The sequence below is a fragment of the Shewanella japonica genome, assembly GCF_002075795.1.
GTDB classification, from domain to species: Bacteria; Pseudomonadota; Gammaproteobacteria; order Enterobacterales; family Shewanellaceae; genus Shewanella; species Shewanella japonica.
Map to the genome: position 1 here is coordinate 1 of NZ_CP020472.1, position 15767 is coordinate 15767.

The 15767-nt window shown below is 41.3% G+C and carries 11 protein-coding genes; 6 read left to right on the forward strand and 5 right to left on the reverse strand.

What is annotated here, in order from left to right; genetic code table 11:
• The first annotated feature begins 306 nt into the window (after positions 1–306).
• The 5 genes from dnaA (at position 307) to SJ2017_RS00025 (ending at position 7624) form a co-directional block, all read left to right on the forward strand.
• Complete coding sequence (dnaA, locus tag SJ2017_RS00005; protein WP_055025476.1) at positions 307–1695, forward strand: chromosomal replication initiator protein DnaA; 1389 nt, start codon at positions 307–309, stop codon at positions 1693–1695.
• Between the two features lie 19 nt (positions 1696–1714).
• The gene (gene dnaN / locus SJ2017_RS00010) at positions 1715–2815 is read left to right on the forward strand and encodes a DNA polymerase III subunit beta (RefSeq protein ID WP_080914486.1); all 1101 of its coding nucleotides are present in this window, start codon (positions 1715–1717) and stop codon (positions 2813–2815) included.
• Positions 2816–2918: 103 nt separating this feature from the next.
• The gene (recF, locus tag SJ2017_RS00015; RefSeq protein ID WP_080914487.1) at positions 2919–4001 is read left to right on the forward strand and encodes a DNA replication/repair protein RecF; all 1083 of its coding nucleotides are present in this window, start codon (positions 2919–2921) and stop codon (positions 3999–4001) included.
• Positions 4002–4016: 15 nt separating this feature from the next.
• On the forward strand, positions 4017–6434 hold the full coding sequence (gene gyrB / locus SJ2017_RS00020) for a DNA topoisomerase (ATP-hydrolyzing) subunit B (protein WP_080914488.1): 2418 nt from the start codon (positions 4017–4019) through the stop codon (positions 6432–6434).
• Positions 6435–6541: 107 nt separating this feature from the next.
• Positions 6542–7624: an HDOD domain-containing protein gene (locus SJ2017_RS00025; protein WP_080914489.1), complete on the forward strand. Its 1083-nt coding sequence runs from the start codon at positions 6542–6544 to the stop codon at positions 7622–7624.
• 94 nt (positions 7625–7718) lie between these two features.
• On the opposite strand, the gene glyS is transcribed toward SJ2017_RS00025, so the two are convergent.
• Both glyS and glyQ read right to left on the reverse strand, forming a co-directional pair.
• The gene (glyS, locus tag SJ2017_RS00030) at positions 7719–9788 is read right to left on the reverse strand and encodes a glycine--tRNA ligase subunit beta (protein ID WP_080914490.1); all 2070 of its coding nucleotides are present in this window, start codon (positions 9786–9788) and stop codon (positions 7719–7721) included.
• Between the two features lie 10 nt (positions 9789–9798).
• Positions 9799–10704: a glycine--tRNA ligase subunit alpha gene (gene glyQ / locus SJ2017_RS00035; RefSeq protein WP_080914491.1), complete on the reverse strand. Its 906-nt coding sequence runs from the start codon at positions 10702–10704 to the stop codon at positions 9799–9801.
• A 120-nt stretch (positions 10705–10824) separates the two neighbouring features.
• Between glyQ and SJ2017_RS00040 the strand changes: the two genes are divergently transcribed.
• Positions 10825–11385, forward strand: coding sequence for a DNA-3-methyladenine glycosylase I (locus tag SJ2017_RS00040; RefSeq protein ID WP_080914492.1), 561 nt, complete (start codon positions 10825–10827; stop codon positions 11383–11385).
• A gap of 73 nt (positions 11386–11458) precedes the next feature.
• On the opposite strand, the gene SJ2017_RS00045 is transcribed toward SJ2017_RS00040, so the two are convergent.
• The 3 genes from SJ2017_RS00045 to tusA all read right to left on the reverse strand — a co-directional run bounded on the left by SJ2017_RS00045 (position 11459) and on the right by tusA (position 15760).
• Positions 11459–14647, reverse strand: coding sequence for an amidohydrolase family protein (locus tag SJ2017_RS00045; protein ID WP_080914493.1), 3189 nt, complete (start codon positions 14645–14647; stop codon positions 11459–11461).
• A 424-nt stretch (positions 14648–15071) separates the two neighbouring features.
• On the reverse strand, positions 15072–15512 hold the full coding sequence (locus SJ2017_RS00050) for an MOSC domain-containing protein (protein WP_080914494.1): 441 nt from the start codon (positions 15510–15512) through the stop codon (positions 15072–15074).
• Between the two features lie 2 nt (positions 15513–15514).
• Entirely contained in the window at positions 15515–15760 is a 246-nt protein-coding gene (gene tusA / locus SJ2017_RS00055; protein ID WP_055025486.1) for a sulfurtransferase TusA, read from the reverse strand.
• Positions 15761–15767: the final 7 nt, after the last annotated feature.

The following is a 15767-nucleotide window of genomic DNA, read 5'->3' on the forward strand; positions in this document are numbered from 1 at the left end:
AACTTTGAGGCAAACATCAAAAATGCACTATACAGTGTGGATAACTCTGTGTACCAACACTATATGTAGTGGATCAAAGGCTGTTTAACCAGATCAAAGCGCGGCTATTATAGATCAAGAGTGATCGGTTAATAAAGCAGGATCTGTGAACAAATCACATTAATTGGATCGTTTTTGATCTTTAAAGATCACAGATATCCACATACAATGATCTGCTTGGGGATAAAATTTTTTTTATCGATAGCGATCATTGAGATCTAACGATAGAATAGCCCTCCTTCAACAAACGATATTAAGGAATATTAAGTGGCGGTTTCACTTTGGCAACAATGTATCGGCAGGCTGCAAGACGAACTTTCTGCGCAGCAATTCAGTATGTGGATCCGTCCGTTACAGGCTGAAATGGATGGCGATACCTTGGTACTTTATGCACCTAATCGTTTTGTACTTGATTGGGTTCGAGATAAGTACATCAATATCATTAATCAATTTTTTACCGAACAGTTAGGTGGTAATGCCCCTAAACTGCGCTTTGATATTGGTAGCCGCCCGTCTGCAGTGAGAGCGCCTGAGCCTGTAAAAGCAGAAGTTAGGCCAACACAAAGCACACAAACTAAGCAACGTGTTAGCACTGCGTTTAATACTCAAGCGGAACCCGTTGAGCATGCTAACCACCGCAGTAATATCAATCCTACTTATCAGTTTGATAATTTCGTTGAAGGTAAATCAAACCAATTAGGTAAAGCTGCTGCACTGCAAGTGGCAGAAAATCCTGGCGGTGCTTATAACCCGTTATTTTTATATGGCGGCACCGGTTTAGGTAAAACCCATTTATTACATGCTGTAGGCAACGGGATTATCAAAAACAATCCCAATGCAAAAGTGGTCTACATGCATTCAGAACGCTTTGTGCAAGACATGGTTAAAGCGCTACAAAATAATGCTATTGAAGACTTTAAACGTTATTACCGTAGTGTTGATGCGCTTTTTATTGATGATATTCAATTCTTTGCCAATAAAGATCGTTCACAAGAAGAATTCTTTCATACCTTCAATGCACTATTAGAGGGTAACCATCAGATCATTTTGACTTCGGATAAATACCCGAAAGAAATTGATGGGGTTGAAGATCGCTTAAAATCACGTTTTGGTTGGGGCTTAACAGTTGCTATCGAACCACCTGAGCTTGAAACCCGTGTAGCGATTTTAATGCGTAAAGCGCAAGAAAGCGGCATTAATCTGCCTGATGAAGTGGCATTCTTCATTGCCAAACGTTTACGTTCAAATGTGCGTGAATTAGAAGGGGCGTTAAATCGTGTTATTGCGAATGCTAACTTCACCGGCCGACCAATTACGATTGATTTTGTCCGTGAAGCATTACGTGATTTACTCGCGCTACAAGAAAAGTTAGTGACCATAGATAATATTCAAAAAACGGTTGCTGAATATTACAAAATCAAAATGGCGGATATGCTATCTAAACGTCGCTCTCGCAGCGTAGCGAGACCTCGTCAAGTCGCGATGGCATTATCAAAAGAGTTAACAAACCAAAGTTTACCTGAAATTGGTGACGCCTTTGGGGGGCGTGATCATACTACCGTATTACACGCATGCAGAAAAATTGCCCAATTGCGTGAAGAAAGTCATGACATTAAAGAAGATTATGCTAACTTGATACGTACATTATCTTCTTAATATCAGGAAATTGAGACGAATGAAATTTTCAATTGATAGGGACGCCCTATTAAAACCACTTCAATTAGTGTGTGGTGCAGTAGAAAGACGCCACAACTTACCTATTTTATCAAATTTACTTGTCGAAGTTAGTGAGTCCTCACTTAAGCTTACAGGTACTGATTTAGAAGTAGAACTTGTTGGCCAAGCGTCCATTCAAGGTGAAGTTGAAACTGGCCGAACAACCGTGCCAGCTAAAAAGCTACTCGATATCGTCAAGTCACTTCCTGAACAAGTCGAAATCAAAATTGAGCAGCAAGATAACAAATGGTTATTACGTTCTGGTCGTAGTCGTTTTTCACTGGCGACTTTACCTGCAAGTGATTACCCCAATGTTGAAGCCTTTGAAGCTGATATCGAATTTAGTCTCAAACAAGGTACATTGAAGTCGATTATTGATTCGACCCAGTTCTCAATGGCGAACCAAGATGTTCGATACTATTTAAATGGCTTACTTTTTGAAACTGCAGGTAACTCGTTAAAAGCGATTGCGACAGATGGACACCGTCTAGCATTAAGTCATCGTAATATCGACATTAGCCTTCCTGAAAAGCAAGTCATCGTGCCACGTAAAGGTGTGGTTGAAATGTCTCGCTTACTTGAAAGTGAGGACAGTGAAATTACCATTGCTATTGGTGACAGCGCCATTCGTGCAACAACACAAAATGCTGTATTTACCAGTAAGCTTGTTGATGGACGTTTCCCTGATTACCGCCGAGTATTACCAAAAGGCGGCGATAAAATTGTGGTGGCGAGCCGTAATCATTTAAAACAAGCGCTCACACGTGCATCGATTTTATCCAATGAAAAGTTTCGTGGCGTGCGTATTCAGCTTGAACCAGGATTATTACGTATAACTGCGAATAACCCAGAGCAAGAAGAAGCGGAAGAGATCATTGATGTTGAATACAATGCTGACAACCTAGAAATAGGGTTTAACGTGAGTTATTTACTCGATGTATTGAACAATTTAGCCAGTGATGATGTCAGAATCACGCTGATTGATGGAAACTCAAGCGCATTAATAGAAAACCACGTCGAAGAAGATTCAATGTATGTGGTTATGCCTATGCGTTTATAATGTAAGATAACGTTTCACGACGTTTTAGAACCCAAAAAGGTGCTAGATTAAGGCACCTTTTTTAGTTTTACCGCATCACCATAGGTTTGAGAAATTAGCACCCATGAGTTTAGCCCGTCTTAATATTGCCAACTTTCGCAATATCCTTTCTGCGTCATTGCAACCTGAATCAGGATTAAACTTGATTTATGGAGAAAACGGCAGTGGAAAAACCAGTATATTGGAGGCTATTTATTTTTTAGGCATGGGGCGTTCGTTTCGTAGTCACTTATCCCAAAGAGTGATCAATATTGAACAGGATAACCTTACTTTATTTGCACAACTTGAGATGCAAACCGGTGAAGCGAAATTAGGCTTAAGGCGATTTCGCAATGGCGAAATTGATGTCAAATTAGATGGCGATAAAGTGAAGCGTTTATCTGTTTTGGCAGAAACTTTACCGATTCAAGTTATCACGCCAGAAAGTTTTTCATTACTTTTTGAAGGGCCAAAAGCACGTCGACAATTTATCGATTGGGGCGCGTTTCACTCTGATGCGAGTTTCTATCAAGCATGGGTGAATACAAGACGGATTTTAAAGCAAAGAAATCAACTCCTTAGAGATGGTTCTTCTTATTCAACAATTCAATTTTGGGATAAGGAATTGGTGCGGTATGCTGAACAAGTTACTTCGATACGAAATCAATATGTAGACTCGTTAAATGAGCTACTTAAGGGTATAATCGGAGAGTTTTTACCACGAGTTGATATTAAGGTTTCTTTTACTCGTGGCTGGGATAGCAAAACGGATTTTGCTGAGTTACTCGAAACTCAATATCACAGAGATTTATCTTCGGGAAATACGGGTAGTGGACCGCATAAAGCGGACTTGAGATTGCGTGTAGGCAACTTACCTGTGCAGGATGCATTATCCCGAGGACAGTTAAAATTATTAGTCTGTGCACTGCGCATTGCACAAGGCAAGTTGCTTCAAGAACAACAGAACAAGCATAGTATTTACCTTGTGGATGATCTTCCATCTGAGTTGGATGCACAACATAGGCAACTATTGCTAAAACAGTTAACCGAAACCGGTGCACAAATTTTTGTCACAGCGATTGATCCTGTAGCAATAGTCGATTCGCTGGCAAGCCCGCCAAGTAAGATGTTTCATGTGGAACATGGGCAAGTCACGGTAGTTGAATAAAAACGAGAGAGAAATATGTCAGAGAATAGTTATGATTCTTCGAGTATTAAGGTATTAAAAGGCCTTGATGCAGTTCGTAAGAGACCAGGGATGTACATCGGTGATACAGACGATGGTACAGGTCTTCATCACATGGTATTCGAAGTGGTCGATAACTCTATCGATGAAGCCTTAGCTGGCCACTGTAATGACATTACTATTACCATTCATGCTGATGGCTCTGTGTCAGTACAGGATGATGGCCGTGGTATTCCTGTTGAGGTTCATGAAGAAGAGGGTGTTTCTGCTGCTGAAGTTATCATGACGGTACTTCATGCTGGTGGTAAGTTTGATGATAACTCTTATAAAGTATCAGGCGGCTTGCACGGTGTAGGTGTGTCGGTAGTAAACGCACTGTCTGAAAAACTGCAAATGACCATTCGTCGTAATGGTAAGGTTTACGAACAGTTTTATACAATGGGCGTACCTGAAACTCCTATCACACCTGTCGGTGATTCAGATAAAACGGGTACCTCTATCCGTTTTTGGCCTAGCCCAGAAACCTTCTCTGATACCCTGTTCCATTTTGATATTCTTGCCAAACGTGTGCGTGAATTATCATTCTTAAACTCAGGTGTTGGTATTCGTCTTGTTGATGAACGCGATGAGCGAAATGAGTTCTTCAAATACGATGGTGGTATCAGCGCATTCGTTGATTACCTAAACCGTAACAAAACCCCAATCAACAAAGATGTTTTCCACTTTACCCAAGAACGTGAAGATGGCATCACTGTTGAAGTGGCAATGCAATGGAACGATGGTTACCAAGAAAGCATTTTCTGTTTCACAAACAACATTCCACAACGTGATGGTGGTACTCACTTAGCGGGTTTCCGTGGTGCATTAACACGTAACTTAAATAACTACATGGAGCGAGAAGGCTTCAATAAAAAAGGCAAAACCAATGCTACGGGTGACGATGCTCGTGAAGGTTTGACTGCGGTTATTTCAGTTAAAGTGCCAGATCCTAAATTTAGCTCGCAAACCAAAGACAAGTTGGTTTCTAGTGAAGTGAAAGGCGCGGTAGAACAAACAATGGGTGAGCAGCTAAATGACTACCTATTAGAAAACCCAGTCGATGCTAAGTTAATTGTAGGCAAAATCGTTGATGCCGCGCGAGCTCGTGAAGCAGCTCGTAAAGCCCGTGAAATGACTCGTCGTAAAGGCGCATTAGATTTAGGTGGCCTGCCAGGTAAACTTGCAGATTGCCAAGAGAAAGACCCTGGTCTTTCTGAAATATACATAGTGGAAGGGGACTCTGCTGGCGGTTCAGCCAAGCAGGGACGTAACCGTAAAAACCAAGCGATTCTTCCGCTTAAAGGTAAAATCTTAAACGTTGAAAAAGCGCGCTTTGATAAAATGTTATCTTCACAGGAAGTTGCCACACTGATTACTGCATTAGGTTGTGGTATTGGCCGTGACGATTACGACCCTGAGAAAACACGCTACCATAACATCATCATCATGACCGATGCTGACGTCGACGGCTCGCACATTCGTACGCTGTTGTTGACCTTCTTCTTCCGTCAAATGCCTGAACTTATTGAGCGTGGTTACATTTACATTGCTCAACCACCTTTATTCAAAGTGAAAAAAGGTAAGCAAGAGCAATACCTGAAAGATGAACCTGCGTTGACAGAATATTTAACGACTCAAGCGTTAGATGGTACCCATATTTATCCAGCGCCAGGCGCGCCAGGTATGTCTGGTGAACCATTAGAGCGTTTAGTAAGTCAGTACCGTGAAGTTGAAGCGATTATTGAGCGTCTTGCTAAGCGCTACCCAGAGTCAATTACCAATCGTATGATCCATCATCCTGGCATTAGTAATGAAATGCTTGCTGATGAAGGGCAAATGAAGCAGTGGTGTGATGCATTCGTCGCTGACTTAATTGAAATTGAATCTGACGGTGTGATTTACAGCATTGAACCTGTATTAGATCCAGAACGTCAAGTTTACTTACCAAGCTTAACGATCCGTAAGCATGGTATTGATACTAACTACCTATTTAGTTACGACTTCTTCCAATCTAACGATTACGCACTTATTGCCAAATCAGGTAAAGCGTTAGACGGTATGATTGAAGAAGGTGGTTACATCAAGCGTGGCGAACGCATGAAAGAAGTTGAGAGCTTCATTGAAGCGCTTGATTGGACCATGAGTGAAGCTAAACGTGGTTTATACATTCAACGTTATAAAGGATTGGGTGAGATGAACCCTGAGCAGTTGTGGGAAACCACAATGGATCCTGAAACTCGTCGTATGCTACGAGTGACTATTGAAGATGCTGTCGGTGCGGATCAATTATTTACGACCTTGATGGGCGATCAAGTTGAGCCTCGTCGTGACTTTATTGAAACCAACGCATTAAACGTTGCTAACCTAGACGTATAATGCGTCTGTGTTAAATTAAATGGGTGCCAAGTGGCACCCATTTTTAGTTTTAACCCTTTTAAATCTGCTTTTTCCAATGTTGTTACCTGTCTAAGTGGTATTTTGTTATGTTTAAAAAGCTATTTTATAAGTTGTTTAATGTTCGTCCGACCCAAGAGGTCAATGCGGCTAAATCATTAGACAGTCAACAATCTGTATTATTAAAACGCTCGGCTAATGCCCAAGTTGCGTCTAGGCCAAAACAAGCTAGTCATCAGCAAACTTCTGAGCAAGCCTCCGTTGCCGTGCCGACAAGTGTTCTTGATGCTAGTGCACTGTTTTATAGTTTGTTATTTCCATCAAGTAGCCAAGATACTGGTGCAATGGCAAATGACTTAGAGCGCAGTGTGCTGGCTAAAATTGAACAGGCTTTTACAGCGCCGCAAGCGATTGCTGAAAAGGTGCTTAAACTGCCTAGTCGATTATCAGAAGTAGACAGACAAATAGCCCAATCAGATGTCGATACCAAGTCTTTGCTTCTGCTGATAGAGCAAGATCCGGTATTGAGTATTGAAGTATTGAAGCTGTGTAATTCGAGTGCTTTCAAACGTTCTGATAAGCAAATCACCAGCTTGCAACAAGCTGTTGTGCAGATTGGTTTAAGCCAATTACAACTATTTGTACGAACAAGCTTAATGAAGGAAATGATTAACATTAAGCCTATTTATTTCAGACGCTTTGGCGCTGAAATTTGGCGCCACTCTATGCAGGTTGCATTTTTGGCTAATGAACTTGCAGAACATGATGGTGATACGGCATTCTTTTTAGGCTTACTACATGATGTTGGCAAAATAGCTATTTTTAAAATGATGATTGAAGCGTTTCGACAAGCTGAACCTGGTGAGCAGCCTAGTTCGGTATTGTTCAAACAAGTCATGACGACCAAGTCATTAGGACTCAGCGCATTGCTTGTTAAATATTGGCAATTACCCGCTGAATTTGAAGTGCCGTTAACCCAATTGGCTAACTGTCATCACAAGCCAACAGATAGTATGGCTTTGATTATATGGCGTGCCAATATCATTAGTGAATGTTCGATGCTTAAACAGGTGGATAAGCTGACAGAGCAGGCGCAGTCGCAGTTGCTTTCTCAAGTCGCTATTAGCCATGATGAGTTTGAGTTACTGCATCAAAAGTTAATCACTCTATAATGTAACTTTAGTTGGATTTTCGTTTAATCTACACTGACGTTAGCCATAAAAAAACGCGCCTTAAGGCGCGTTTTTTGTGATGACTCAGATATCATTATTGTAATAATGAAATATCAGCGGCATGTAAGAATTGCTCACGTAGACTATTAAGAAGTGCTAAACGGTTATTCTTAAGTGCTGCATCATCTGCCATAACCATTACATCTTCGAAGAAGGTATCAACGCTTTCACGTAGACTCGCTAATAATGCGAGCGCTTCTTGGTAGTTTGCTGCTACAAATAATGGTGCCAGCTGTGGCTGAAGCTCAGTCAGTTTATCAGCTAATGCTTTTTCAGCACTTTCGACTAATAGGCTTGAATCGATATTGGTTGGGATTTCTCCTTCAACCTTAGCCAAGATATTCGATACACGCTTGTTCGCTGCCGCAAGCGCTGAGGCTTGCTCTAGGGTTCTAAAGTGAGCCACAGCTTTGATGCGACTTTCAAAATCTGCCGGTGCGGTTGGTTTACGTGCGAGAACAGCTAGGATCACGTCAACACCCACGCCTTGATCTTGATACCATGCACGGAAACGGCCCATAAAGAACTCAAGAACCTGCTCTGATACCTTGTCATTTGTGAGGTTTTCACCATGTAACTCTTTAGCTTTAGCAATCAAGTCAACTAAATCTAACGGTAAGTTGTTCTCTAAGCAAAGACGTAAAATACCAATAGCAGCACGACGAAGTGCAAATGGATCCGCTGCGCCTTTTGGTGCTTGGCCAATACCAAAAATACCGACTAGCGTATCTAGCTTTTCTGCCAGCGCAACACAGATTGAAATCGGTGCCGTTGGTACAGTATCGCCAGAGAACTTAGGCTTGTATTGCTCTGCTAAGGCAACTGCGACAGCTTCAGTTTCACCATCTAAGCGTGCGTAATGCATGCCCATGGTGCCTTGAAGGTCGGTAAACTCCATTACCATGTTCGTCATCAAGTCAGACTTTGACAGTAGACCAGCGCGAGCGGCCTCTTCACTGTTTGCACCTATGCTAGTGGCAATGTAGCCAGCCATTGCAGAAATACGCTCAACACGGGCTTTAATCGTGCCCAATTGTTTTTGGAAAACAACAGACTCTAAGCTGGCTAAGCGCGTTTCTAATGACTCTTTTTTATCTGTTTCAAAGAAGAACTCTGCATCAGCAAGGCGAGGACGAACTACTTTTTCGTTACCTGAAATAATCTGCTGAGGATCTTTAGATTCGATGTTAGTTACGAAGATAAAGTTAGGCAACAACTGACCTGCATCATCAAATACTGGGAAGTATTTCTGGTCGCCTTTCATGGTGTAAACCAAGGCTTCAGCTGGGACATCTAAGAATTTTTCTTCAAAGCTTGCTGTTAACACAACAGGCCATTCAACCAATGCGGTGACTTCTTCAAGTAAATCATCTTCAAGTTCAGCAATACCGCCAATCTCTTTTGCGGCAGCTTCAGCATTTAGCTTGATGATATCCTTACGACGTTGGTAATCAGCTAAGACTTTACCTTCAGTTTCTAATTGCGTGAGGTAGTTATCAGCGTGTTCTAGCTCAAAAGTATCAACACCCATGAAACGATGACCACGAATAGTGCGAGCTGATTCGATACCTAACAATTCACCAGGAACGAGTTCATCACCTAACAGCATGGTGACAGTATGAACTGGGCGGATAAATTGTGTTGTATTACTACCCCAACGCATTGGCTTAGGGATAGGTAATTTATCTAATGACTTTTGTGCCATTGCAGCAATTAAAGACTTGGTTTCAACACCAACCACTTTAGCTTGGTGTAATAACCATTCGCCTTTGTCTGTTTTAAGACGGTCAGCTTGTTCAACAGTAATGCCGTTACCACGAGCCCAGCCCATAGCGGCTTTCGTTGGGTTTCCTTCAGCATCAAATGCTTGAGCGACGGCAGGGCCGCGTTTCTCAACCACTTTGTCAGCTTGCGCAACAGCAAGTTGTTCAACACTAATTGCCAAACGGCGAGGGGCTGCATACCAAGTTGCATTGGTAAACGCTAACTCTGCCTTGGTTAGTTCCTCGGTGAAATTAGCGAGAAATGACTCAGCTAATTTACGTAATGCCTTTGGTGGTAATTCTTCTGTACCCACTTCAATGAGTAAGTTTTCAACGTTCATTATTCTACCTCTACTTACACATTGGGAAACCAAGCGCTTCACGTGCTTGATAATAAGATTCTGCAACACCTTTAGCCATAGTACGAACACGCAAAATATAACGTTGGCGTTCAGTTACTGAGATAGCGTGGCGAGCATCAAGTAAGTTAAATGCGTGTGAGGCCTTCATCACTTGTTCATAAGCAGGTAGCGGTAGTGGCTTTTCTAATGCTAATAATTTCTGGCAAGCCGCTTCACAATCTTCAAACTGTTTAAATAAGACTTCAACATCAGCATGTTCGAAGTTATATGTAGATTGTTCAACTTCATTTTGGTGGAAGATATCGCCGTACATGACTTTGCCCATAGGGCCGTCAGTCCAAACAAGATCGTAAACACTGTCTACTTCTTGAATGTACATTGCTAGACGTTCTAAACCGTAAGTAATTTCGCCCGTGACAGGTTTACACTCTAGGCCGCCTACTTGCTGGAAGTAAGTAAATTGTGATACTTCCATGCCGTTTAGCCATACTTCCCAACCAAGGCCCCAAGCACCAAGAGTTGGTGATTCCCAGTTATCTTCAACAAAACGAACGTCATGAACGCCCATATCAACGCCTAGAGCTTCTAAAGAGCCAAGGTATAATTCTTGGATATTACTCGGAGAAGGCTTTAGCACGACTTGGTATTGGTAATAATGCTGCAGACGGTTAGGGTTTTCACCGTAACGGCCATCGGTAGGTCGGCGACATGGTTGCACATAAGCACTGCTCATTGGCTCTGGGCCTAATGAACGTAAAAATGTCATTGGGTGGAATGTTCCGGCACCCACTTCCATGTCCAATGGTTGAACGATTGCGCAACCTTGATGCGCCCAGTATTCCTGCAGGGTCATAATGAAGCCCTGGAATGTCTTTACGTCGTGTTTCGTCGTCATGTCCGCTTATCTACTGGTTGAGGCTAAAAATAGAAAATGGTTTTGATTATACCTTGTAGATTAAGGCATATGTAGGTTATTTTTTAACGTAGAGATTAAAAATTTAAAAGGGCCTTATAAATGGATTTAAAACGTTGTGCTTGGTTGAGTGATGATCCGCTTTATGTTGACTATCATGACAATGTTTGGGGAAGGCCTGTTTATGATCCTATTGAGCTTTTTGAAAAGCTATGTCTTGACGGTCAACAGGCAGGGTTATCTTGGATCACTATTTTAAAAAAACAGCATAATTACCAAGAATTATTTGCCAATTTTGACCCTAAGATTATTGCTACTTTTGACGACGAGAAAGTAGAGCAACTGCTGTTAAATCCAGGAATTGTTAGAAATCGTTTAAAAGTAAATTCAATTATTCGAAATGCTAAAGCCTATTTAGCTTTCGTCGAATCCGGGAATGATTTTTCAACATTCCTATGGGACTTTGTCGGTGGGCAACCTAAAGTGAATCATTTTAGCTCTATGTCAGACGTGCCTGCGCAAACGCCAGAATCTGAAGCTATGTCAAAAGCATTAAAAAAATTAGGCTTTAACTTTGTTGGCCCAACAATTTGTTATGCTTTCATGCAAGCGGTAGGAATGGTCAACGACCATACAACAGATTGTTTTCGTTATGGAAAATAATTAATTATTGTTATTGCCGAAATTAAAAAGGGATGTTCCACGTGGAACATCCCTTTTTTATGACATAACGTACTTACTTTGTGTCTTCAAAGAAAAACGGTTTACGTTCTTGTTCATCACCATTTAACAGGTTCATGGTTTCTGAGTTGTAAAGCTTGCCATTCGCCATGGTATGAGTGACTTTGTCTGTGACTCTAATGTCGGTTAAAGGGTCACCATCAATAACAATGATGTCAGCCAATTTACCCGCTTTAATCGAACCAAGTTGATGATCCATTCCAAAGGTTTTGGCGGGGTTGATGGTTGCTGTTTTAAGTACATCCATATTGCTCATACCGCCTTGAGCGAACATCCACATTTCCCAATGTGCAGCTAAACCTTCGCGTTGACCGTGTGCTCCAATATTTGGCTGGATACCAATATCATTTAGTTCATTTGCTACGCGAGCAACATTGAAATGATTATAATGCGCATCTGGTGCCTTGGTGCGTCGCATAGAACGAGCATTCAAAATATCACTAGGAACATACATACTTAGACGGGGATGAGCCCATACGTCAGTTTTGTCATACCAGTAATGTTCACCTGATATTCCGCCGTAAGCAACAACAAGTGTCGGGGTATAAGCCACTTCTGTTTGCCCCCAGAATTGTTTGATGTCACTGTAAATTGAACCTGTTGGTAATGAATGTTCAATCGTTGTGTGACCATCAGCAATCATCGATAAGTTATGCTGTAATAAACTACCACCTTCAGGCACCACCATCATTTCTAATTCACGTGCAGCTTGAATGACTTGTTGACGTTGATTACGACGAGGTTGGTTATAGCTTTTAACACTGAAAGCGCCGACTTTTTTCAGACGCTCTAAATGAAATTTCGCATCATCTAACGAGTCTACGTGCGAGGTATAACCTGGTGCATTTGCACCATATAAAATAGTTCCCGTAGAGAAAATTCGTGGCCCTACAATATTGCCTGCTTTTTGTTGTTCAGATGCAGCAAATATTTCTGTTGTGTCATTCGATGGGTCATGTATTGCGGTGACACCTAGCGAAAGACCTGAGTATAGTTGCCAGTTTTGTTGTGGAATGATTTCATCATCAGCTTGAGAACCGTGAGCGTGAGCATCAAATAAGCCAGGCATTAATGTTTTGCCCTTAATATCGATCACTTGAGCGCCACTTGGAATATTTGTCTTTGAATCACCAACAGTCACAATTTTGTTGTCTTTAACGATAACAACGCCATTGTCTATGACTTCATCATTTTCCATAGTGATAATTTTGCCACCAACAAAAGCGACTGTTCCACGTGGAACATCCGCTTTTTGAGTGAAACCAATTGAGGTCACAGTTGGTTTGCTTTCATCATCAGTTTTGGCGTATTGGGTATCGACTTTTGCTTGATAAAGTTCAGGGCCAAGAGTCCAATAAAGTTCACTATTATCAGCGTTCCAACTGATACTTTCACCAGCCCGAGTACTAAGTTGTGTGACAGGTAAGTTAGTCGCTTTAGGGCTAATACGTACAGTTTCACCGTGTTTTGCAAAAGGGGTGACATATACACGAAAATGTTCTGCAAATGCTAAGTGTTCGCCGTTAGGCGATACTCTAAATTCTGTTGCATGCTCACTGGTGTAATGGGTACGTTTTTCGAAACCATCTAAGCTGATTGACGCGAATTCAGGTGTTTCACCGTGATCCATAAAGAATACACGATTATTATCGCTGCCAAATTGTGGTTGGTACCCATTAGCTGTAATTTTAACATTATTCTTTTTCTTTAAGTCGACTTTATACAAGCCTGGCTCTTGAGACCAAGTACGAGGCGTGACATAACCACCTTTAGCTTTGCGGTACACAACGACTTTACCATCTGGAGAAAAGGTCGGTTCAACATACTTACCAGGCTCTTTTGTCAGCGTTTTACTTCTTCCGCCTTTAGCGCTGACAATGCTCACCGTTCCTTGGTCTTGATCATTCCAAGTGGTAAACACGATATTTTTGCCATCTCTTGACCACTGCGGGAATAACTCATTAATATCGTCGTCTAGGCGAGTTAAGCGTTTTTGTTTACCGTCTTCAATATCACGGATCCACAATTTCCCTAAAGCTTCGAACACCACCTTCTCACCATTAGGAGAAACTTGTGCCATTCGTAACATTTTTACGTCGAAATTGTCTTGGTCTAAGTTTTGTGTAAAACGAACTGAAGGCTGAACATCTAATTCAGTTTTGACCGTAAAAGGAATATTCTTTACTTCCTTATCATCAATGCTCAGTTTATTGATTTTACCTTTAGCCCAGAATACGATTTCTTCATTATCTTGAGTCCATGACATTGTTGGGTAAACATCATGAATTGCCCAAGTTTCTTGCATATCACGATCGAGATTGTCGTATAACTTAGTGTGCTCACCTGACTTTAAATCTAATAAATATAATGTAGATTGAAAACCGTCACGCTTAATGTAAGCCAGTTTGGTACCATCTGGGCTTGGAGTTGGTCTAATTGCGCCACCAGTGCCTTCAATTAATACTTCAATATCACCGGTTTGAGTATCGTAGCGCTTAATTTTATAAATGCCCTTTACCGAATCTTTTGAGTAGTGGAATGTTTTGCCTGGGGTAGCATCTTGACTGAAATAGATATAGCGACCATCAGGAGAGTATGCTGGCTCGCCTAAGTCTTTTTGATCATTAGGGCGTTCAGTTAACTTAACACCTTCACCACCGGCAACGTGGTACATCCATACTTCACCGGCCCCCAAACTACGACTAGCGGTAAAGTGCTTTCGAGCAACTAAATATTGCGAGTCAGGGCTCCATGCTGGGCTGTTTAATAAACGAAAGGTTTCTGACGTAACAGGGCGTGGATTACTACCGTCTGCATCCATTACCCAAATGTTGTCACCACCATCTTCATCAGATGTAAAGGCAATTGATTTACCATCAGGGCTATACACTGGCTGCATTTGCCAAGCGATACCTGAAACTATTTTCTTGGCTTCTCCACCAGAAATTGGCATTTGATAAATATCGCCAAGTAAATCGAACACGATGGTTTTTCCGTCAGGAGACACACTGACGTTCATCCAAGTACCTTCAGTAACATCAATTTTTACTTTTTCAAGCGGGGCATTTTCTGGCGCATTAACTTGCCATTTAGCTGTATCTTCTGATGCATTAACTGCAAGTGATGCAATGGCCAGACTAATTGCAATAGCGGTATACAATGGTTTTATTTTTGAGGTAAACATGCACAATCCATTATTATGATTATCGTTATTGATCGGAGTTACACTTTTATCAATCAAGTGTTGTTTGCGAGTTATAAAACTGATGATATTTATCGCATAAATTAAGCAAGAACTAAACATTTATTCTGTTTCAATTGATGACAGAAAAAGCTGATTATTTGATTGAAATAAGTTTGCAGAAAGTCGGGGGTATTAATGGTGATAACGGTAAAAAATGTTTAAAGAGTAACAAAACGAATTTGCGTAAACATGTTTGAATACGGTTAGTTAACTCATTATGTATAAAGAATAAGTGGAGGGGAATAAGTATAAGTAGGCTTACTTAACTGGTTAATATGATTTTGGTTTTTTATAAAATCGAAAACCGTAGGTTAAGTGCGGTGATCATGTACCAATTATCAAAAATACATTACAGCTGAATCCGTTATGCAATGACCACAGGATCTTCTGTTTGAATTAATCCTTCCGTAACGACCTTGCAAGTTACTCCGCCGCGCCAGTGTGGTGACAAGGCTTGTTCTAAACCGGGCTGAGCTATTTCCATTTTAGCGCATGGATCGGTTTCACCAGTTATAACTAGAGAAACGTGCTCACCAATCGAAATGGTTTTACCTACATCGGCAGCACTAAATTCATGACCATCAATTAATAGATTAGCTCGACGGGTAAGCCAGTCTAAATCAACGTTGATTTCTTGGCATGCCGTTTTCCATTGCTCTATCGACATTACGGTTACTTGGCGCTTGCTTGGCCGACCAAAGACATCGTTTTCTACACCACGAAGCAAACTCACATTCGCGCAAAAAACGGGCTTCATTGGGCCTTTTTTTACCGTTTTGTATGCGATAGCTTGTAGTGTAGACATGATTAAAGTCCTTTTCTGATCATATATTTATAAGGTGTCTGATTTGTGTCACTTGCAATAAGAGTGTGATCCATAAACTCACAAAAACTTGGAATATCTCTGGTTGTTGCTGGGTCGTCAGCGGTAATAAGTAATGTTTCACCTTCAGCCATTTTACGGACTGTCTTACGGATCATCATGACAGGCTCAGGGCAACGTAAACCTAATGCATCTAAATGATGCTGCGCTGTTGAAAATATTTCGCTCATACCCACT